The following is a 22000-nucleotide window of genomic DNA, read 5'->3' as shown; positions in this document are numbered from 1 at the left end:
ACTGGGAGGCCGGACGATGGTGAAGACTGCTCCGCGAATAGATTTCGGACGCCGCATGGTGGTGCTGCGCGCCGGAAACCGGGTTTCGGTGCGGATCGGGTTGCGCACGCCCGCGGTCATCGCCGTGCTGCTCGCCGCGAGCGCCGTGGTCGCGGTCTTCGCTCTCGGCACCGGTGAGTACCAGCTGTCGCCGACGACGGTGGTGCAGGCGGTCTTCGGGGATTCCACGCGCCTGGCGGAATTCGTGGTGATGGACCTGCGGATGCCGCGAGTGCTGCTGGCCTTGCTGCTCGGTGCGGCGCTGGGCGCCAGCGGTGCGATCTTCCAGTCGCTGACCCGGAACCCGCTGGGCAGCCCCGACGTGATCGGCTTCAATTTCGGCGCCTACACCGGCGCGCTGATCGTGATGCTGATCTTCGGCGGCGGTTACCGGCAAACCGCCCTCGGCGCGTTGATCGGTGGAATAGCCACCGCCGCAATCGTTTACATGCTGTCGCTGAAAGGCGGTATGCAGGGTTTCCGGTTGATCATCGCGGGCATCGCGATCAGCACCATGCTGCAGTCGGTGAATGTGTGGCTGCTGATGAAGATGGACGTGAATACCGCCATGGCAGCGGCGGTCTGGGGTTCGGGCTCGCTGACCGGGCTGGATTGGAGTCAGGTCACGCCGGTGGCCATCGCCCTGGTGGCGCTGTTGCCCGGCGTGCTGTGGCTGGCCTACCGGATGCCGCTGCTCGAACTCGGCGACGATACTGCCCGAGCGCTGGGGATCCGGCTGGAGCCGACTCGGCTGGCGGCGGTGCTGGTGGGTGTAGCGCTCACCGCGGTCGCGACCGCCGCGGCGGGCCCGATCGCGTTCTTGTCTTTGGCCGCACCGCAATTGGCGCGCCGACTGACTCGCTCGGCCACGGTCGCCCCGGTGCCCTCCGCCGCACTGGGCGCGTTGTTGCTGCTACTGAGCGACTGGATCGCGCAGCGCGCCTTCGCCCCGACCCAGCTGCCAGTCGGTGTGGTGACGGTCTCGGTCGGTGGCGCGTACTTCGTGTGGCTGCTCGCCCGCGAGGCCCGGCAGTGAAACGAACTGGATGGAAAGGACAGCGCCGATGACAGTGAGTACGCATGTGGAGCGAATCGCCGAGGTTCGAGCCGGGGCCGGTGGGGCGAAGGTGCCGTACCCGATCGGCCTGCGGGAACTGGAGGTAGTGCGGACCGAGATGGTCGGTTCGGCCTTGCGGCGCTTGACCTTCGGCGGCCCGGAACTCGAAGGCTTCGAAAGTCACACGCCGACCGAGCATGTGCGCCTGATCTTCCCGGATGCCGACGGATCCTTGCGCCTGCCGGAGAAGGTCGGCCTGAGCATGAAATGGCCGCGGCCGCTGCCGATTTCCCGGGAGTACACGGTGCGGCGCTTCGACGCCGCCGCGGGCGAGCTGGATATCGACTTCGCCTTGCACCCGGGTGGTTTCGCGGCCACCTGGGCGGCGGAGGTCAGGCCCGGCACGCGGGTCTACATCGCCGGTCCGCCGGGCGGGCTCGTCGTGCCCGACACCTACGACCGCTATTTGCTCGCCGGTGACATCACCGCGTTGCCCGCCATGGCGCGCTGGCTGGAGACCTTGCCGCCGACCGCCGCCGGGTGGGCGTTCATCGAAGTGGCCGACGCCTCGGAAGTGGTCGAACTGACCGCGCCGTCAGAGGTTCAGGTCCAGTGGCTGTTTCGTGACGGCGTCGCCGCCGGGCACTCCGAGGTGCTGGTCCAGGCTGTTCAAGCCGTGCCGGTGCCGGCGGGCGAGCGGGTCTACGCCTGGATCGCCGGTGAAGCTGTCACCGTGCGCCCGCTACGTCGGTGGCTGCGCGGCGAATTCGGGCTGGCGGCGGCGGATCACCTGGTCACCGGGTACTGGAAGCGCGGCGTCGCCGATTTCGAAGAGGCGCACGAACACGAGTGACATTGCGCGGGAACAGGCTCTGTAGGTTCCAGTTTCCGCATGGGATAGTTTAGGCTCATCAAAGTTAGGGTTGCCTATCTTGATGGTGATCGTGTTCGAAGGATGAGGAGTTCGGTGTGGGTGCGCTGCCAGTTGTGGATTCCGAAGCAAGTGGCGTGCGGGTGCTTTCGCTGACCGGTGCGCAGCTGGGCATCTGGAACGCGCAGCGCCTGGATCCCGAATCCCGCAGCTACCTCGTCGGCGAGGTGCTCGAGATCTCCGGCCCGGAACCGATCGACATCGAGCTGCTCGCCGAAGCGATCCGGCGGACCATCGGCGAAGCCGAGACCATGCGCCTGCGGATGCTCGAAACCCCCGACGGGCCGCGGCAATTCGTGAGCGACGCCGCACTCGAACTGCGCCCGATCGCGGACCTGCGCGCCGAAGCCGACCCGGTCACCGTCGCCCACGCCCTGGTCGACGCCGAACGCAGCCGGGCCTCGGAGTACTGCCGCCACATGGTCGACCGCCAGCTCTACACCTATCAGCTGATCCGGTTGACCGACCGTGAAGTCTGGTGCGTGCAGCTTTACCACCACCTGATCGTCGACGGCTACAGCGCGGCCATGCTGTCGCGGCGGGTGGCCGCCCACTACACCGGGCTCGTCCACGAAACCGAGGTCGCGGCAGTCGGTTTCGGCTCGATCGAGACCCTGGTGTCCGAGGACGAGCAGTACCGCGCGGGCGAGCAGTTCGAGCGGGACCGCGCCTACTGGCGTGACCTGCTCACCCCGCTGCCCGCCCTCGACGGCCGCGGTGAGCGGGTCGACGGACCGGCGGAACGCACCATCCAGGCGCGCGCGGTGCTCTCGGCCGCCGATTTGGCGCAGGTGCGTGCGGTCGCCGAGTCCACCGGCACCACCTGGGCCGAAGTGCTGATCGCCTGCTATGCGGGCTTCGTGCATCGTTTGCTCGGTGAATCCGACGTGGTGATCGCCATGCCGCTGATGGCGCGCGTCGGCCGGACCGCGCTGACCACGCCCGCCATGGCGGTGAACGTGCTCCCGCTGCGGTTGACCGTGCGCAGCCACGACACCTTGGCGGCGTTGAGCAAGCAGGTCGCCGACGCGATGCGTGGTCTGCGCGCGCACCAGCGTTACCGCGGCGAGAACCTGGCCCGCGACCTCGGTGCGGCGGGCACGGGTGCGCTGCTGCACGGAATCGGCATCAACCTCAAGGCTTTCGACTTCGCCCTGGATTTCGCGGGCGCGGTGGGTGTGCTGCGGAACGTGGCGGGTGGGCCGCCGGAAGACCTGGGCCTCACCGTAACTCCGATCGCCGACGGTGCGGTGCAGCTCGGATTCGAGGTGGACGCTCGAACCAACAGTCATGAGACCGTGCAGCGGCGCTTGGCCGGGCTGGTTCGAATCATTCAGGGGCTCACCGAGTCCGGGGATCCGGCAATCGGGCGCGTGGAGTTGTCCGCGGCGGGGGCGAGCGAGCGGATTCTCGCCGAGCGGGCCGCGGCGGCGCTGCCCGGTGTCGTCGAGGACGTTCCGGCTGCGCTGAACCGGCTTGCCGAGCAGTCCCCGGACGCGGTCGTGCTGGTGTGCGAGGACGAACGGCTCACCGCCGCCGCGCTCGCGGGCCGGGTGCACCGGCTGGCGCGGTCCCTGCGCGCCCGGGGGATCGGCCCGGACGACCTGGTCGCGATCGCCCTGCCGCGCACCGCCGACCTGGTGGTATCACTGCTGGCGGTGCTCGACGCCGGCGCCGCCTATGTGGCGCTCGACCCGGAACATCCGGCGCAGCGCCTCCGCGCCATCATCGACGACGCACGGCCCGTGCTGGTGCTGAGCTGCGCGGAGCTCGCCGACTCGCTGACCGGCGACGACCGGCCCGAACCTGTTCTGCTGCAATCGGATTCGTTTGCCGCTGAGCTCGCTGCCCGCCCGGACGGTCCGCTCACCGCCGCCGAGCTGGCCGCCCCGCGTAACAGCGAGCACCTGGCCTACGTCATCTACACATCCGGTTCCACCGGCACGCCGAAGGGCGTGCTGGTACGCACCGGTGGCCTGGCGCACCTATTCCACCACCACCGCTCCACGATCTACGCCGACGCCGCCGCACGCTCGGGAAACCGGCAACTGCACACTGCGCACACCGCGTCGTTCGCCTTCGACGCCTCCCTCGACCAGCTGCTGTGGCTGCTGAGCGGGCACCGCGTGCACATCTACGACGCCGAATTGCAGCGGGACGCAGCGGCATTGGTCGCCGCCTTCGCACGCGACGCCATCGATGTCGTCGACACCACCCCGTCGATGGGGGCGGCCCTGGTCGACAACGGACTGCTCACCGCCGCACGCCCGGAGCTGCTGGTGATCGGCGGCGAAGCGGCCCCACCGGCGCTGTGGGACACCATCATCGACGCCGGTATCGCCGCCCATAATCTCTACGGCCCGACCGAGGCCACTGTCGACGCCATCGGCACTCGCATCGCGGACGGCACACCCCGCATCGGCCACCCGCTCGCGGGCACTCGCACCTACTTGCTCGACAGCGCACTGCTTCCCGTCGCCGACGGTGAACGCGGCGAACTCTATTTGGCCGGACCGCAATTGGCGCGCGGCTACCTCGGCCGAGCGGCTGTCACCGCCGACCGCTTCGTCGCCGACCCGTTCGGTGCACCCGGTGATCGCATGTACCGCACCGGTGACCGCGCTCGCTGGGTGCCGGGGCTGGGCTACGAATTCCTCGGCCGCAACGACAAGCAAGTCAAGATCCGGGGCCATCGCGTCGAATTGAGCGAAGTGGAAGCGGTTCTCGGCGCGCTGCCGGGCGTCGCGGCGGCCGCGGCCGTCATCACCACGACCACACCGGCCCAGCTCGTCGGCTATGTCGTTGCGACGGCGGGGATTACGCTGCCGCCCGCCGACGAACTCCGCCGCGCCCTCGCCGCCGACGTCCCCGATCACCTGGTGCCCGCGGCGATCGTGTTCCTCGACGAACTCCCGGTAACCGTCAACGGCAAACTCGACCGCGCCGCATTGCCTGCCCCGCAACTGGATTCCCACGGCCGCGCCCCGCGAACCGAGCGCGAACGAGTGCTGTGCGAGGTCGTCGCCGAAGTCCTCGGCCGCCCCCGCGCCGCCGTCGACGACGACTTCTTCGGCCTCGGCGGCGACAGCATCACCGCCATCAGCGTCTCCAGCCGCCTACGTGGTCGCGGCCTGATCCTGCAACCGAAAGAGCTACTCGCCCAGCGCGATCTGGCGACCCTGGCCGCCCAGGCCACGGCCGTCGACGCCGACGAAGCGCCGCGTGTTCCGGACGTCGCCACCGGGACGGTCCCGATCCCGCCGATCGTGCACGCTTTGTTTGACTGCAACCCCGATCTGACCGTGGTGGCCGGATACGCACAGTGGACAGCGGTTCTCGTGGACGAGTCCGTGGCCCTGGCCGACCTGACGACCGGCGTACAGACGATTCTCGACCGTCACGACGCACTGCGCCTGCTGCTGCGCCGCGACACCGAAACCGGCACCCCGGATCTGATCATCCGTGATGTCGGTGCGGTCGCCGCCGCGGACATAGTCACCGAGGTGTCGGCATCACACGATGCCGCCCGGATCGAGACGCCACCCGCAAGTGCCGGGAAGAGGCTGCCTGGCGGATCCGCTGCTGCGTCAGCGCTGTCCCACCTGGAGGGCACCGAGCCGTCGCAGCACGCGGGATCGCACGTTGAACACCGAACGGCTTCGGCCGGCGCCGGGGCCTCCGGCACCCTTGACGAGGCGGTGCGGCGAATTGCCGAGCAGGCGGCTGACGGACTGGATCCGCAGGCCGGTGACTTGCTTCGCATTGTGCTGCTGCGCAATGAGTCCGGACCGGATCAGCTGATTGTTGTTGCCCATCATTTGGTGGTCGATGGGGTCTCCTGGCGGATCCTGCTGCCGGACTTGCAGGAAGCCGCCGCGGCGGCGCGGGAGCGGCGGGCAGTACCCGCGTTCCCGGCGAGCACCTCGTGGCGGCGGCATGCGACGGTACTGGCCGAGCAAGGGGTGACGGGTACGCGTCGCTCCGAATTGGCTTACTGGCAGGCGGCGCTCGACGCGGGTGTCCCATTGGGTGCGCGGGCGCTGGATCCGGTCCGCGACACGGTCGAGACCGCGGCGCGGACACATACGGTCGTTTCGTCCGACATCACGCGTGCTCTGCTGACGACGCTGCCGAACGCGTATCGGGCCCGGGTGGACGAGGTCCTGCTCGCGGCGCTGATGCTGGCGCTGCGTTCGTGGCGGCACTCGCGCGGGGAGGCGGGCTCGACCGGCCAGCTCGTGTCGGTGGAGGGTCATGGGCGCGACGCGCTCACCGCTGACACCGATTTCGCGCGCACCATCGGCTGGTTCACCAGCGAGTATCCGGTTCAGGTGCCGACCGGGGCGATCGCCGATGCCAACCAGCTGTCCGACGCCTTGGACGGTGGCGACGCCGCGGGGCGGTTGTTGCGGGCGGTGAAGGAAGCCAAGCGCGCGGTGCCCGACGGTGGTGTCGGGTTCGGTGTGCTGCGGTACCTCGACCCCGAAACCGCGCCGGTGCTGTCCCGACAGGGCGCTCCCGAGCTGCTGCTCAACTATCTGGGCCGATTCCCCGCGCTGCCGGGGACCGGGTGGCGACTACCCGAACAGGACCCGTTCGCGGTCTTCGAGCCCCGGACCAAGGCGCTGTCGGAAGTGCTGGCGCTCAACGTTTTCGTGCACGAGTCGACGGCGGGCGAACGGTTGGCGGTCGAATGGACGGCTGCCTCGAACGTGCTGGACGCGACCAGTGTGACCGAGCTGCAGCAGCATTGGGAGCTGGCGCTGGAAGCCCTTGCGGCGCACGCGGTTCTGGCCCCGGGCGGGCTGACGCCGTCGGATTGCCCCGAAGTCGAGGTCGACCAGGACGGCATCGATGAGCTCGAGGCCATCCACGGCCCGCTGGCGGATCTGCTGCCGTTGTCGCCGCTGCAGGAAGGCTTGCTGTTCCACGCGGTTCGCGACGGCGAGAACGATGTCTACACGCTGACAGCGCGATTCGACCTCACCGGCGCGCTCGACGCCGACCGGCTCGTCCAGGCCTTCGACCGCGTGGTCGCCCGGCACTCGAACCTCGGCGCAGCCTTCCACTATGAGCAGTTCGACCGGCCGGTGCAGGCGATCCCGCGCGATGTCCGGGTGCCGTGGCGGCACGTCGACCTGTCGGCGCTGCCCGTGCGCGCCGCACTGCGGTCCGCCGACCGGCTCGAAGACGAAGTGGCGGCACAACTTTTCGACGTGAGCACCGCTCCGCTGTTGCGGGCGTTGCTGATTCGCCTGCCCGGCGACGCGCACCGGCTCGTGCTCAACGCCCACCACCTGCTCACCGACGGCTGGTCCACCCCGATCATGGTGCGGGAACTGCTGTCGCTGTATCACTCGTCGTCCGAACACGAACTGCCCGCGCCGGCGCACTACCGCGACTACCTGCGCTGGATCGCCGATCGCGATCATCAAGTAGCACAACAGGTATGGGGTGAGCGCCTATCCGGCTTGTCCGAGGCGACGCTCGTCGGCGCGCCCGGCGCCCGCGGTACTCGGTCCGCCTTGCGGGTACCCCTGCCGGAGGAGGCGGCTAACGCGCTCGCCGCGCTCGGCCGGTCCCGAGCGCTGACCCTGAACACCCTGGTCCAGGGCGCTTGGGGGGCCGTGCTCGCCGAACTCACCGGCCGCAACGACGTGGTATTCGGCGCGACCGTCTCCGGACGACCCGCCGACCTGCCCGGTGTCGAGACCATGGTGGGCCTGTTCAGCAACACCATCCCGGTGCGGATGACCATCGATCCGGTGCGCCCGCTGCTGGACCAGTTCACCCGGTTGCAGGAAGCGCAATTCGGCATCCAGGAGGTCGAGCACACCGGCCTCGCCGAGGTCGAACGCGTCGCCGGTATCGGCCAGCTCTTCGACACCCTGGTCCTGTTCGAGAACTTCCCGAATTCCGGTCCGGGACAGCCGGAATCGCATGACCTCCGCGTCGCCGGGTTCACCAACCGCGGCGTCACCCACTACCCGATCACCCTGCTCGCGCCGCCCAGCGCCGGGCTGGACCTGATCCTCGATCACGACACCGCCGCTGTCCCAGCCGAATTGGTGCAGCGCACCGCCTCCCGGCTCGTCGACATCCTCACCGGCCTCATCGCCGCTCCGGAGCAAACCGCCGCCGCCCTGCTGACGGCATCCCCGGACCCGACGGTCCTCAGCCACCGCCGTCCGGACGCGGTTGTCGCTGCACCCGACACGCTTCCGCTGGATCCCGGCGCTCACCAGGACATCCGGGCCGAAAGGACAGACGACGGCTCCGCCGAAGTGATCGATGCCGTCCGAACCTGCGCGGCAAAGGTTCTCGAAGTCCCCGAGGTCGGCGTCGACGACGACTTCTTCAGCCTCGGCGGCCACTCACTGACGGCAATGCGCCTGGTCGGCGCACTCCGCAAGCTCGGCCTCCGCATCGTCGTCGCCGACATCTTCGACGCCCCCACAGCCCGAGGTCTCGCCGCCTGCGCGGTGATCGACCCAGTCCGCTGGAACCAGGCGAGATACGCCGGAACTGCCCAGGAGCCGGATCCGCGGAACGGGCTAGGCACCTCGTCCGGCGCTCGGGTTCTCGCGGACTCGGCAGATACCGACGCTGCTCCGACCGACTCGCCGAACCGCGACGGTGCTCGCACGAATCGTGCGGCCGAAGATGACTCAGTGCCCGGGGACAACGGTGCGCTCGCGGTTCAGGCGAGCGCGAGCGCCTCGAGTGTCGCGTCGGACCCGGTGCGGCGCAGCGAAATTCCGCAGGGTATCGCGGTCGGCTTCGCGACGCAGGTGCGCCGCACGCCGGATTCCACCGCTGTCGTCAGCGGGGGAGCAGCCCTGACATATGGGGAGCTCGGTGCTCGGGTGGATGACCTGGCGTGCCGTTTGCTCGCGGCCGGCGCTGGACCCGAACAGGTTGTCGCCGTGGCGCTTCCGCGTTCGGCGGACCTGGTTGTCGGCCTGCTCGCGGTGCTTCGGATCGGTGCCGCCTACCTGCCGCTCGACGTCGACTATCCGGCGCAGCGGCTGGAATACATGCTGGCGGACGCGAAGCCGCGTTGCGTGTTGACCAATTCGGCGGTCGTGGATCGGCTACCTGCCGCGTCTCCGCGCACACTGCTGGTCGACAGTGCGGAGGCGGTCGATACCTCCATCGTGTTGCCCGAGCCGCCGCATGCCGGTGATCACCTCGCCTATGTCATCCACACCTCCGGATCGACGGGTAACCCGAAGGGCGTGCTGATCAGCACCGCCAACCTAGCGGCGTTCGCCGAGACGGTGGTCGCGGACGGGTGGATTCGGCCCGGGGACCGTTTCGTCGCGGTCACGACGGTGTCGTTCGACATCGCGGTGCTGGAGCTGCTGTGCCCGCTAACCGCCGGGGCGACCGTGGTGGTCGCCGACCGTCCGACAGTGCTCGACCCGGATGCGTTGCACGCGTTGATCTCCAACAGCGGCGCGACTGTTGTGCAGGCGACGCCCTCGCTGTGGCGGGTGCTGGTCGAGCACGAGGACGCGGATCAACTCGGCACGGTGCGGGCCCTGGTGGGCGGCGAGGCGTTGCCCACCGATCTCGCCACGGACATGGTCGCCCAGTGCGCCGCGGTGCGAAACGTCTACGGGCCCACGGAGGTAACCGTTTGGGCGACCTCCGCCGAACTGACGCAGGGTGATCCGGTCACAATCGGTGCACCGTGGACCGACGTGCACGTCCGGGTCCTCGACAACGACCTCCGGGAGGTGGCCGAGGGCGAGTTGTATCTCGGTGGCGCACAGGTGGTCCGGGGCTATTTGAACCGCCCGGCCATGACCGCCGCACGCTTCGTCGCCGACCCGAGCCGACCCGGACAGCGGTTGTACCGCACCGGTGACCTGGTGCGTCGCACCGACAGCGGTCTGCTGTTCCGCGGTCGCGCCGACGACCAGGTGAAGGTGCGCGGGTTCCGCATCGAACTCGGCGAAGTCGAAACCGCACTGCGCCAGGTGCCCGGTGTGACGGCCGCCGCCGCCTGCGTCCGCGCCGACTCGGCCGGCACGGGAAGGCTTTTCGGCTATGTCGTCACCGCCGATGGCTCCGCTATCGATCCCGCGGCGGTGCGCGCTCATCTCGCCGCGCTGCTACCCGAATACATGGTGCCGCAATCGATCACGACGATCCCAGCACTCCCGCTGACCCTGAACGGCAAACTCGACCGGAAGGCGTTGCCGACCCCGGGATCCGCGCAGTCCGGATCGACGCGAGTGGCACCGGACACGACTGCTTTCGAACCACTCCTGGCGTTGGACGCCGACGGCAGGGCCCGCTTGGACGCCCTGTGCCCCAACTGGGTCGAGGCACTTCCTCTGGGTCCGCTGCAGGAGGGCATGTACTTCCAGTCCTTGGTGGACAGCGCCGCCGGTAGCGACGCCTACCACATGCAGCCGAGATTCTCTTTCGCCGCAACGGAATCGGGCGCAGCTGCGGTCGACGTTCCCGCGCTGCGCGCTGCCGCCGATGCATTGTTGCGCCGATACCCGAACCTGCGGGCCGGTTTCACCCATGCCGGGTTCGCGCAGCCGGTTCAGTTCATCCCGGCCACCGCGAGCGTGCCGTTCCGTGAGGTCGATTTCACCGCGCTCCCGGAAGCCGAAATCCCCTCGGCGCTGAAGGAACTCGACAACACCGAGTTCACGACACCGTTCGACTACACCGCTCCGCCGCTGATCCGCATGACCCTGGCATGGTTGCCCGGTGACCGGGCGTACCTCGTGTGCACCCAGCACCACCTGCTCACCGACGGCTGGTCACAAACCCTGATGTACCGCGAGCTGTTCGCGCTATATGAACACGCCCGTAAAAGCACCGCCGACCTGGACACCGTGCTGCCCGCACCCGCCGATTTCCGCGACCACCTGCGCTGGCTCGCCGAAACCGACAGCGCCGCAGCGGAATCGGCCTGGTCGACCTACCTCGCCGAACTCCGCCAGCCGACACTGATCGCCTCGAAGCAGGCCGCTGAGAAAGCGGCCTTGCCGGTGTTCACCCGAACCGGCTTGTCCGACAGCACGACTCAGGCCTTGCATGCCTTCGCACGTAAGGCCGGGGTCACGTTGTCCACGGTGGTCTCTACCGCCTGGGGCCTGGCGCTGCGCGCCACCACCGGTACCGATGACGTGGTGTTCGGCGCCACCGTCTCCGGCCGTTCCCCCGAGGTACCGGACGCCGACCGCATGGTGGGCTTGGCCCTGAACACCGTGCCCGTGCGGGTCCGCACCCGTCCGAGCGAACCGCTCACCGACCTGATGCGACGCGTGTTCCGGGAACAGGGCCGCCTCACCGACCACCACCAGCTCGGCCTCGGCCGGATCCAGCGCGCGGCGGGCGTCCCGGCACTGTTCGACACTCTCACCGTCTTCCGCAACGTGCCCCGCGATCACCAGGCACAGTCGGAGATGTTCCAGCGCAACGGAATCTCCGGTTTCGAAGCGATCGACGGCACCCACTACGCGATCACCATCGACATCGAACCGGGCTCGCCCACCACACCGATGGCGATCACCTGCGAGCATCGCCCCGATCTCGTCGCCGACGCCGAAGCCGCCGCGCTGCTCGACCGCTTGGTGGCGGTGCTGGACCTGATCGTGACGAAAACCGGTGCGCACGTGGCCGACACGGTCGTGCCCGCGGCGAGTACCCCGCTGGAATTCGCGCCCGAACGAGTCGACGTACCGCTACCCGGCCAGCCGGGCGGCAGCGTCGACGCCCTGCTGCGGGAACGCGCGCAGGCCACGCCGGACGTGACAGCGCTTGTGTGCGGCCCGGTTTCGCTCACCGCCCGCGAGCTCGACACCCGGGTGGACCGCCTGGCCCGGATCCTCGCGGCGACCGGTGTCGGCTCGGGTGACACCGTCGCCCTGGCGCTGCCGCGTACCGCCGATCACGTGGTCGCGATCTTCGCGGTCATGCGTACCGGCGCGGCCTACCTGCCGCTCGATCTCGCGCATCCGCCCGCCCGCCTGCGGGACCTGATCGCCGACAGCGCTGCCGCGGCGGTCATCTCGACGACCGTCGAGGCCGGTACCCTCCTCGACGACAGCCACCGCGCGGTGCTGCTCGACGACCCGGCCGTCGCCGACGTGCTCGACGGACGCACCGCGCCGCCGCTGCTGCCGGATACCGCGGTGCGCGGCCCGATCAGCGCCGACCAGCCCGCCTACGTCATCTACACCTCGGGCTCGACGGGCAAGCCGAAGGGCGTCGTGGTCGGTCATCGCGGCCTGACCGCGATGTACCACAACCACGTCGACGAAATCTTCAGGCCCACCGAGCAATCGGCGAACCGGGGCCGGTTGCGGATCGCGCACACCGTCTCGTTCTCCTTCGACATGTCCTGGGAGGAACTGTTCTGGTTGCTCGCCGGGCACGAGGTGCACGTCATCGACGAACGGGCCCGCCTGGAACCGACGGCGCTGGTGCGGCACTACCGCAGTGTCGGCATCGACGTCATCAACGTGACGCCTTCTTACGCAAAGGAACTCATCGCGGGCGGCCTGCTCGACGGCGAGCACATCCTGGCCCTGGTCATCCTGGGCGGTGAAGCGGTGCCCGCCGATCTGTGGACCCGGCTGCGCGAACAGCCCGGCGTCGACGGCTACGACCTCTACGGCCCAACGGAATTCACCATCAACGCGATGGGCTCACCCGTCCAGGGCTCCGAGACACCGTGTCTAGGGCGCCCGGTCCGCAACGCCCATGCGCGCGTGCTCGATTCGGGCTTGCGTGAAGTTCCGGTCGGCGCGGTGGGCGAGCTGTACATGTCCGGTGACGGCGTCGCCCTCGGCTACCTGGACCGGCCCGGCCTGACCGCATCCGCTTTCGTCCCAGACCCGTTCGCGGCCGACGGCGGGCGCATGTACCGCACCGGAGACCTGGTGCAGCGCAGGCGCGACGGGCAACTCCAATACATGGGCCGCGGCGACCATCAGGTGAAGATCCGTGGCGTCCGCATCGAATTGGGTGAAGTCGAAGCCGCTTTGGCCGCCTGCGACGGTGTGCGGCGGGCCGCGGCCAACGTCCGCCGCGACGCGACCGGCACGGCCCGGCTCATCGGCTACGTTGTCCCCGAACCCGGCCGGGCCGTCGAGGACCTGCGGCCCGAACTGCGCAAGCGGCTCCCCGCGCAACTGGTGCCCTCGGACATCGTGATCATCGCCTCGATTCCGTTGACCCCCAACGGAAAACTCGATCGCGCCGCGTTGCCCGAACCGCCGGCCCGCACCGCGAGCAACGGTCCGCGCACCGACACCGAACGCGCCCTCTGCGCGGTCTTCGCCCGAGTCCTCGGCGTCGCCGAGATCACCGATGTCGAGGACAGCTTCTTCGACCTCGGCGGCGATTCACTGCGGGTCATGCGCTTGGTCGGCGAACTGGAACGGGAATTCGGCGTCACCCTCGCGGTCGGCGCGGTCCTGGCCCAGCCGACCGTCGCCGACCTCGCCGGACTACTGGAGACCACCCGAGTCTGAGCCCCAGCAAGGGGCTTACCCATCGGCCATCCGTGGCCGAGCACAACTAGGAGAGAAATGAGAGTTCCAAGCATGCCGTCCGGCAGCCGCCCCCGGCGGTCTGCCGCGCTGGTGGCGCTGCTGCTCGTCGCCTTGACGGCGTTGATCGGCTGCGGTTCGGACACCGGTGAGGCGTCCTCGGAGGGCACGACCCGGGTCATCCAGACCGAACGCGGCCCGGTCACCGTGCCCGCGCAGGCCAAGCGCATCGTGGTGCTCAGCGGTGGCCTGGCCGGCTACCTGTACGCGCTCGACGCCCCGGTGGCCGCCACCGACACCCGCGTACTCGGCGTCACCAACTTCGACGGCGGCTTCCCGCCCTCGTGGTCGGCGAAAGCCAAGGAGCAGGGCACCAAGCAGCTGCCCGCCGGTGAGGAACTCAACATCGAGGCCGTCGCCGCAGCCGCGCCGGACCTGATCATCGGTGGCGGACAGGGCATTACCGCCGTGCAGGCCGAAAAGGTCTACGACAAGCTGACCGCGATCGCGCCGACCGTCCTGGTACCCAAGACGGTCGCGGCTTGGCAGGAACAGCTGCGCCAGGTCGCCGACGCCGCCGGACGCTCCGACCGCGTCGAGGCCATGATGACCGCCTACCGCGACAAGGTCGCCAAGGTGAAGTCCTCGATCAAGGTGCCCGCTGGGAACTACGCCTACCTGCTGTCGCTGCCGAACAACAAGCCGTACCTGATCCCGCAGTCCGCGGCCCTGCCCGCGCTGCTGAGCGAACTCGGCTTCGCGGCCGACGACGTGCTGGCCAAGGCGGGCAATCCGAAGCTATTCGGCTCTGGTGACGCCGTCGAAATCAGCCCGGAACTGCTGTCCCAGGTCGCCGGCGCGCCGCAGGTGTTCTTCATCCCGGTCGGCGGCCGTTCGATGGATCAGCTGAAGCAGGATCCGGTGTACTCGAACCTGCCGTCGTTCAAGAACAACACGCTCTATGAGCTCCCGGCGACGAGCTACCGCCCGGATTACGACGGCGTCATGGCCACCCTCGACGTCATCGCGAAGCGCTTCGCATGAGACGGCTGGGTGGGCTGGTCATCGACATCGCGCCGCTGCGATCCAGCCGCGCGTTCCGGTATGCCTTTGCCGCGCGGTTGATTTCGCTGCTCGGCATCGGACTTCTGATCGTCGCGGTACCGGCCCAGATGTATCAGCTCACCCGGTCGAACCTGCACGTCGCCGGCGTCTCGGTGGTGCTGGCGGCGGCGATGTTCGTCGGCAGCCTGGCCGGCGGCGTGCTCGCCGATCGCTTCGATCGGCGGCGCACCATCCAATTCTCGCGCACCGCAGCGGGATTGGGGTTCCTGGTGCTCGGCATCAACGCGGTGCTGGACCATCCGGCGGTGTGGGTGATCTACGCCGCCGCCGGGATCGACGGTCTCGCGGGCGGAGTGAGCAGTACCGCCCTGATGGCGCTGACCCCGGCGCTGGTCGGCCGCGACAAGATGGCCGCCGCCGGCGCGCTCGTCACCCTCACCACCGATCTCGGCACGATGATCACCCCCGCACTCGCCGGTGTGGTCATCGCGGCCGGCGGTGTCTCGTGGACGTATTTCATCGCGGCCGCGTTGACCGCCGTCACGGTCACGCTGTTCCAGGAGGTCGGCCCGTCCGCACCGCCGGAGATGGCCCGGGAGACGCCGCTGCGTGCGCTGATCACCGGCATGCGATTCGCCATGGCGGAGCGGACAATTCGCGGCGTGCTGGTCGTCGGCCTGGTGGTCATGCTGGCCAGCGGCCCGACGGTGCTGCTGCCCGCGTTCGTCGACCAAGTCCTGCACGCGGGCCCGGCGACCCTGGGTCTGCTCTACGGCGCACCCGCGGTCGGCGCTGTGCTCGGCACGCTCACCAGCGGTTGGACCGGAAACATCCGCCGCAGCGGGCTGGCGCTGCTCGCCTCGATGCTGGCACTGCCGATCGGATCCCTGGTTCTCGGCAGCACCGGCAGCGCCGCGACCGGAGCCGCCCTGATGGCCTTCCTGGGTTTGGCCGGGTTCGGCCTCGCCCGCGCGGTCAACGACATCTTCCGTTTCGCGGTGTTGCAGCACAACACCCCGGATGAACTGCGCGGCCGGGTATCCAGCCTGTGGCTGATCCAGGCTGTCACCGGAACCGCTCTCGGGTCGATGACAGCGGGCATCCTCGGACAATACTTCGCCCCGGATACCGCACTGCTGGTTTACGGTCTCGTTGTCGTAGTCATCGGAGCTCTGCTCTTCGCGACCCTGTCCGCGGTGCGATCCGCCACGGCTCCAGAACCTGTCGCCGCCTGAGCCTTTCGCTACATGGTTGTGGCCGGGACCCTGACATCAGCTCCGAATTCGAGGCCGATGCCGGGTCCCGGCCACAATCGTTCCGGGACGACGAAACTAGCGGTTGGCGTGCTCTGTCAGCGCGGCGCGCAACGCCCGGCGACTGGTCTTGCCGACCCCCGTCTCCGGGAAACTGTCCACGACCTCGATCAGATCCGGCAGCTTCCATGCCGCCACCCCGCGCTCCCGAACGAAGCGCCGCAACTCCGAAAGCGTCGGCGCGGCATCGGGATCGGTGGCCAGAATGAACGCGCACGTCCGCTCACCGAGGGCCGGATCGGGCACCGAGACAATCGCGGCGTCCCGCACGGCCGGGTGCTCGAGCAGATGCTCCTCCAGCTCCTCGGCCGAGACCTTCTCCCCGCCACGGTTGACGTGGTCGCCGTTGCGGCCCTTGACCACGAGATTGCCGTCGGTGCGCAACGCCACCACATCGCCGGTCCGGTACCAGCCGTCGGGCGTGAAGGAGGCCGCGTTCGCATCGGGATTGTCGTAGTAGCCGCGAATCGTGTACGGGCCCTTGGTGATCAACATGCCGTCGGTGCCCGGCTCGACGGGCTGCCCGGATTCGTCCACCACGGCGACGTGATCGAGGTCCGACATCGGCCGCCCCTGCGTCCCGACGATGACCTCCTCGGGATCGTCGAGCCGCGTGTAGCAAACCAGGCCCTCGGCCATCCCGAAGACCTGCTGCACGGTGACCCCCAGCGCCGGCCCGATCCGCCGAGCCAGTTCGTCGGGGCAGCGGGCGCCACCGACGAGCAGCACCCGCAGACTCGAAAGATCATGCGGAGTACCGGCTTCGGCGCGTTCGGCCCACACCCGGGCCAGCGGCGGAACCAGCCCGGTGATGGTCACGCCGAACCGCTCGATCGCCGCGAACGCGGTGCTCGGGGTGGGGTCGGCGGCCAAAGCGACCGTGCCGCCCGCCCACAATGCGCCCAGGATGCCGGGCGAACTCATCGGGAAGTTGTGGGCGACCGGCAAGGCCGCGAGATACACACTGCTCGAATCGAGTTCGCAGATCTCGGCGCTGCGGCGGACGCTGTAGAGGTAGTCGTCATGGGTGCGGGGGATCAGCTTCGGAATCCCGGTGCTGCCGCCGGACAACTGCAGGAACGCGACATCGGCGGCCTCGAGTGCCGGGAATTCCCCGGGGGTCCGGCGCAGTTCGTCCAGGGGCAGGAAGCCCTCGGGTGCCGCCGCACCCCGATCCGGCACCACGATCACATGCTCGAGTGCCGTCGCTTCCGCGCGCACGGTCGCGGCCAGCGCCGCGTGATCGAAGAGCTGGTGGTGATGACAGGTCACCATCGCCACCGCGCCGCTGGCCCGCGCGATCGGCACCAGCTCGGCCTGCCGGTGCGCGGGCAGGCAGAACACCGGCAACGCCCCGGCCTGGAACAGCCCGAAGATCACCTCGACGAACTCGGCGATATTCGGCAACTGCACCAGCACCCGGTCCCGCGGCCGGATCCCGAGCTCGCGGAAACCGGTCGCCAGTTCCTGCGCCCGGGACTGCAATTCGGCGTATGACCAGCGGTTCGCGTCGTCGACCACCGCCACGGCTGCCGGGTGGCTCGCGGCCCGCGCCGCCAGCAGATCGCTGAAGGTTTCGCCGGTCCAGTAGCCGAGCGAGCGGTAGAGCTCGGTTTCGGCGAGCGGCCACGGAGTCCAGCCGGGGAGTGGGGAGTCCAACATCGAGCCCTTCCATCGAGCATTGTCATTCGCGAGAAAGTCAGTATAGGCTAACCTTATGTCGCAGAGCTGGGAAGCATGTGGTCCGGTCATCGTCACCGGAGCGGCGGCAGGGATCGGGCGGGCGGTCGCGGAATTGTTCGCGGCGCGTTCGGCTCCGGTATCACTGTGGGACACCGATCCCGCCGTATTCCGTGTGCGCACCGAAATCCGTGCTGCCGAGGATGATTTCGTCGCGCACGCGGCCCGCGTCGATGTCGCCGACGCCGATGCGGTCGCCGAGGCCTTCGCCGACGCGACCCGTGCGATCGGCCCGGCGGCGGTGCTGGTGCACGCCGCGGGCGTGCTGGAAACCGGCGATGCGGCGGATCTGACGGCCGCCCAGTGGAATCGGTGCATGAGCGTCAACGCCACGGGCACGATGAACGTCACCCGGCAGGCCGCCACGGCCATGGCGGCCAACGGCGGCGGCTCGATCGTCGTGGTCACCTCGAACGCCGCCAGCACCCCGCGCGCGGGCATGGCGGCCTACGGCGCTTCCAAAGCCGCCGCGGCCGCGTTCGCCCGCTCGCTCGGGTTGGAGGTTGCCGCGCAAGGGGTTCGGGTGAACCTGGTCTCGCCCGGCTCCACCGACACCCCCATGCTGCGCGGGATGCACGGCGCCGACGCCGAACTCGCCGACATCGCGCGCGAACGCATCATCGCCGGTGATCCCGACCGCTACCGCGCCGGAATCCCGTTGCGGCGCATCGGGCTTCCCGAAGACGTCGCCGAGGCCGCCTACTTCCTGGCATCACCGGCCGCCCGGCACATCACGCTGCACGACCTGCGGGTCGACGGCGGCGCCACCCTCGATATGTAGCAACCCCCCCGAAAACCGTTCCGCCGTAGGAGGATTCTGTCTTGGCTATCCCGCCGATCGCCCCGTATTCGCTGCCCACGCCCGATGAGGTGGACGACAACCGGGTGTCGTGGTCGCTGGATACGTCCCGCGCCGCGCTGCTGATTCACGACATGCAGCAGTACTTCATCGATGCCTACCGCACCGATCAGGAACCGATGGCCACGGCGCTGGCGAACATCCGCCGGCTGCGCCAGTTCTGCACGATGGCGGGCATTCCCGTGATCTACACCATGCAGCCCGGTGACCAGCATCCGTCGCGCCGCGGCATCCTGGCCGACTTCTGGGGCACCGGCCTGGAGAGCGGTCCGCAGGCCGAGGTGGTGGCGGAACTGGAGCCGGGCCCGTCCGACATCCAGGTCACCAAGTGGCGCTACTCGGCTTTCCAGCGCACCGACCTGCGGGAACTGCTGAGTCATTACCAGCGCGACCAGTTGATCATCACCGGCGTCTATGCCCACATGGGCTGCATGCTCAGCGCAGCCGAGGCGTTCATGAGCGATGTGCGCCCGTTCTTCGCCTTGGACGCGACCGCCGACTTCACCCGCGAGGATCACCTGATGGCGCTGAACTACGTGGCGCGGCGCTGTGGCGTGGTGGCGACGACCGAGGAGTTGGAAATGAGTCTGCGCCAAGCGAAAGCGGCCTAACGCGCGGAGTGACCCGGGTCACGTTTCACCGAATCGGCGGCTGTGTGGTTAGGCTGTCCTTACCTTTCCGGCCGGAAGGGTTGCGGTTCGAGAACGCGAGGTGACGCAGCAGTGCCGATGATGACGCGGATCGCTCAGGCGGTCGAGGGGATCGGAAACTCCTTCGACCGGATCGCGGTTCTCGACGATGGCTGCGCGCACACCTATGACCTGCTGGCCGAAGCCGTGGAAGTGCTTGCCGCCGAACTGCTCGCCGCAGGGGTTCGCCCTGGCGAGCGAGTCGCGGTCTACATCCGTTTCGGTTACCGATCGCTACTCGCGGCGCTCGCAGTGAACTACGCGGGCGCCGTGGCCATCCCGCTCGACATTCGTGAAACCTGCACGCTCACCGAACGCAAGCTGCGCGTTGCCGATGCGCACTGGGCGCTGGGGCACGTTGCCGACAACCACATCGTCGAAGACGTGGTGGGCGTGGACGATCCGCCGATGTCCACCGTCGCCGGTGACTACACGCTGGTCGGGTTGGCAAACTCCGCCGCCCGATCGGAGCCGCCGGCCGGCTTCGTCTTCTGTAGTCCGGAGGGCTCGCTGTGCCGCGTCGTGGACGCCGGGGCGCTGACGGCCACCGCGCGGACGGTGGCCGGGCAATGGGGAATCGGGGCGGACGATACCGTCGGCCTCGGTCTCGAACTCGGTGCGTTCGAAACCTTCCTGGCCGCAGTGGCGACCCTGATCTCCGGCGCGACCCTGTCCCTGACGGACCGAGCGGAGGAAGGTGGCGCCGCGTCGGTGCTCGTCCACGCGGACTTCTACGCCCAGACGCTGCCGGAGGGTGCCGGCCGGACCTGCGATGGCCTGAGCGTGGCCCTGTTCGGCCGCCGGACTTCGGCGCTGCTGGAGTCAGCCGGCAACGAGGTCCGCGAGCTCCGTTTCCCCACGCGCTCGCAGGGCCGCGCCGACAGCGGGCAGATCCGTCGCTGGGGGTAGCCACAGCGCCGCCGCGAGCGCGGACCGCAGCTGCCCCTTCGGCAGCCGGGCCGCCGCGGAATGTCCGGTCGCGGCCAGTGCCCGGCGCACCTTGTCGCCGCCCGTGGCCGCTGCCACCGGCACCACGTCGAATCGCAAACCCGTTGCACCGGGCGTGAATTCGAGGAAGACATCGTCACCGGCCGACAATCCGAGGTCGTCGACGAACCGCTTGATGGTGCCGCAGCGCGCCTGCACCGACACCCACAGCACCGCCTGCGGCCCGAGCCGGCTCGCCAACTCCACCGGATGATTCGGCCCGACCCCGACCATGCCCGCCAGTGCCGAGGGCAGATTGAAGGCCGAGCCCTTGAGGTGAGCGGCCGCGATCGTGGTCCGCCAGCGGATCACGTCGCCCTCGCGATACAGCCCGCGCGTCTTGGTGGGCGACTTGCGCGGCGTATAGCTGCGTTCCCGCCGGGTGACCACGCCCGCGCTGGTGACGTATTCGCCTGTCGCGGCATAGGTTCGGACGCTGACAGCGCGCACGTCGAAGCTGCGCGTGACCTGCCGCACCAGCTCTTCGAGCTCGATCTGGCCGCCGTTCGCGTCCAGGATCTCCCCGATCTGCCGATGAATCGGCACATAGCGGGTGCCCCATCGGGTCAGCCCCCAGCGGGTGCGGTCGGCCTTGCCGAACCGCTCGTCGGCCACCATCGCGTTGCGGATGCTCGACACCGAACGGCGTGGCACCACCGCCGCCTGGATCTCGGCCACCGTCATCGGCTCCCCGGACAGCGCCAGCACGGCGGCGACCGCATCGTGCACCGACGCGGAGCGAATCAGCACGTGCGCGTTGAGCACGCGATACCCGAGATAGGCGAGCGCCCGCCCGGTCTCCTCGCCCGGGAGACCGAATGCCTCAGCCGCGGTGGCAATTTCGACAAGGCCCTCCGGGGTCGCGGCAACCGTGAGTATCTTCTGCACGCGCTGGCGGGCGGCCTCGATGGAGGTGTCGGCAATCCAGTCGTCGACGACATCGATGCGATCATCGAGCCGGATCAGCACCTGCCACAGCCGCAGCCCGAGCCCCGGGACCGGGGCGCCGAGTTCCGGCGCGCTGTCACAGATCCGGCCCAGCGCGGCCATCGGACGCGCGGCCGCGGCCAGGATATCGGCGGTGCGCCGCAACTCCCGCGAGGCGTGGAACATCGTCCGCACCTGGTTGCGCAGCCGGCTGTCGAGCTGGTTGACCCGCTCCCGGGAAATACCGAGTTCGATTCCGCAGCTGACGAGCGTCATCGGTTTCGCGGCGAGCACGCGCGCGGTGAGCAGGAACCGGTCGCGGTCGGTGAGCCCGGCGACGAAGGACTCCACTTCGGCGACCGCGGGCGCGGGTGCGGGCGCCGGAATGCTGCAGCGCACCAACGCCGTCCCGATTTCGGTGAGTGCCGCCGGTCCGATGCCGGGCAGCCGGGCCAGCTCCCGCATCGTCAGATTGCCGAGGGCGGCTATGGCGCCGTTCCCGGCCAACGCGATACGGACTTTCGCACTCAGCCGTAAATCGTCGAAATCGGCGGCGGCGAAAGCGAACGGAAATGCGACGGCCAAACGCACATCGCGGTGCTGCTCCAGGAAAACCACCGCGATCCGCCGGCATACTTCGCCGAGGAATTCCGGCGGTACCCCGGCTCCGGCCGGTGTCGACATCCAGGCGTTCGGAATGAGAACATCGTCACCGAGCAGCGATGGTCCGGCGCGGTGCGCGCCGAGCCACGGCAGTATCTCCAGCCAGGACCGCCCCATGGCCGCGCGCGGTTGGGTCGTCACCTTTTCGGCGGCGCCCGGCGACCCACTCACCGACTGGTTCTCCCTCGCTATGGTCGACGCTGTT

The 22000-nt window shown here is 69.1% G+C and carries 10 protein-coding genes; 8 read left to right on the top strand and 2 right to left on the bottom strand.

Annotated elements, in window-relative coordinates; translation table 11 throughout:
• The first annotated feature begins 16 nt into the window (after positions 1-16).
• The 5 genes from IBX22_RS06140 (at position 17) to entS (ending at position 15852) form a co-directional block, all read left to right on the top strand.
• Entirely contained in the window at positions 17-1075 is a 1059-nt protein-coding gene (locus IBX22_RS06140; protein ID WP_194814381.1) for an iron chelate uptake ABC transporter family permease subunit, read from the top strand.
• Between the two features lie 28 nt (positions 1076-1103).
• A complete protein-coding gene (locus tag IBX22_RS06135; protein WP_194814380.1) occupies positions 1104-1949 on the top strand; it encodes a siderophore-interacting protein in 846 nt (281 codons plus the stop codon).
• Positions 1950-2065: 116 nt separating this feature from the next.
• Positions 2066-13534 (top strand): non-ribosomal peptide synthetase, encoded by an 11469-nt coding sequence (locus IBX22_RS06130; protein WP_309234449.1) that lies wholly within the window; start codon positions 2066-2068, stop codon positions 13532-13534.
• A gap of 57 nt (positions 13535-13591) precedes the next feature.
• The gene (locus IBX22_RS06125) at positions 13592-14596 is read left to right on the top strand and encodes a Fe2+-enterobactin ABC transporter substrate-binding protein (protein ID WP_228538213.1); all 1005 of its coding nucleotides are present in this window, start codon (positions 13592-13594) and stop codon (positions 14594-14596) included.
• Entirely contained in the window at positions 14593-15852 is a 1260-nt protein-coding gene (gene entS, locus IBX22_RS06120; RefSeq protein WP_194814379.1) for an enterobactin transporter EntS, read from the top strand. Before IBX22_RS06125 ends, entS begins: the two co-directional genes overlap by 4 nt.
• 96 nt (positions 15853-15948) lie before the next feature.
• Here the strand turns inward: entS and IBX22_RS06115 are convergent, their stop codons facing one another.
• Complete coding sequence (locus tag IBX22_RS06115; RefSeq protein WP_194814378.1) at positions 15949-17592, bottom strand: (2,3-dihydroxybenzoyl)adenylate synthase; 1644 nt, start codon at positions 17590-17592, stop codon at positions 15949-15951.
• Positions 17593-17647: 55 nt separating this feature from the next.
• On the opposite strand from IBX22_RS06115, the gene IBX22_RS06110 reads away from it, so the two are divergent.
• From IBX22_RS06110 to IBX22_RS06100, 3 genes are all read left to right on the top strand, one after another.
• A complete protein-coding gene (locus tag IBX22_RS06110) occupies positions 17648-18451 on the top strand; it encodes an SDR family oxidoreductase (RefSeq protein WP_194814377.1) in 804 nt (267 codons plus the stop codon).
• 41 nt (positions 18452-18492) lie between these two features.
• Positions 18493-19140, top strand: coding sequence for an isochorismatase family protein (locus tag IBX22_RS06105; RefSeq protein ID WP_194814376.1), 648 nt, complete (start codon positions 18493-18495; stop codon positions 19138-19140).
• Between the two features lie 117 nt (positions 19141-19257).
• Entirely contained in the window at positions 19258-20127 is an 870-nt protein-coding gene (locus IBX22_RS06100) for an AMP-binding protein (protein WP_194814375.1), read from the top strand.
• Here IBX22_RS06100 and IBX22_RS06095 read toward each other — a convergent pair.
• The gene (locus IBX22_RS06095; RefSeq protein ID WP_194814374.1) at positions 20041-21966 is read right to left on the bottom strand and encodes a sigma factor-like helix-turn-helix DNA-binding protein; all 1926 of its coding nucleotides are present in this window, start codon (positions 21964-21966) and stop codon (positions 20041-20043) included. The genes IBX22_RS06100 and IBX22_RS06095 overlap by 87 nt on opposite strands.
• Between the last annotated feature and the right edge of the window lie 34 nt (positions 21967-22000).

It is taken from the genome of Nocardia sp. XZ_19_385 (assembly GCF_015355755.1).
Taxonomy (GTDB): domain Bacteria; phylum Actinomycetota; class Actinomycetes; order Mycobacteriales; family Mycobacteriaceae; genus Nocardia.
Note: the sequence above shows the minus strand (reverse complement) of the source record. Positions and strands in the feature narration are given on the sequence as shown.

What these genes read in the sequence shown, in the direction of transcription:
- IBX22_RS06140 (WP_194814381.1), top strand. Translation starts at nt 17, where the DNA reads ATGGTGAAGACTGCTCCGCGAATAGATTTCGGACGCCGCATGGTGGTG.
- IBX22_RS06135 (WP_194814380.1), top strand. Translation starts at nt 1,104, where the DNA reads ATGACAGTGAGTACGCATGTGGAGCGAATCGCCGAGGTTCGAGCCGGG.
- IBX22_RS06125 (WP_228538213.1), top strand. Translation starts at nt 13,592, where the DNA reads ATGAGAGTTCCAAGCATGCCGTCCGGCAGCCGCCCCCGGCGGTCTGCC.
- entS (WP_194814379.1), top strand. Translation starts at nt 14,593, where the DNA reads ATGAGACGGCTGGGTGGGCTGGTCATCGACATCGCGCCGCTGCGATCC.
- IBX22_RS06115 (WP_194814378.1), bottom strand. Translation starts at nt 17,592, where the DNA reads ATGTTGGACTCCCCACTCCCCGGCTGGACTCCGTGGCCGCTCGCCGAA.
- IBX22_RS06110 (WP_194814377.1), top strand. Translation starts at nt 17,648, where the DNA reads ATGTCGCAGAGCTGGGAAGCATGTGGTCCGGTCATCGTCACCGGAGCG.
- IBX22_RS06100 (WP_194814375.1), top strand. Translation starts at nt 19,258, where the DNA reads ATGATGACGCGGATCGCTCAGGCGGTCGAGGGGATCGGAAACTCCTTC.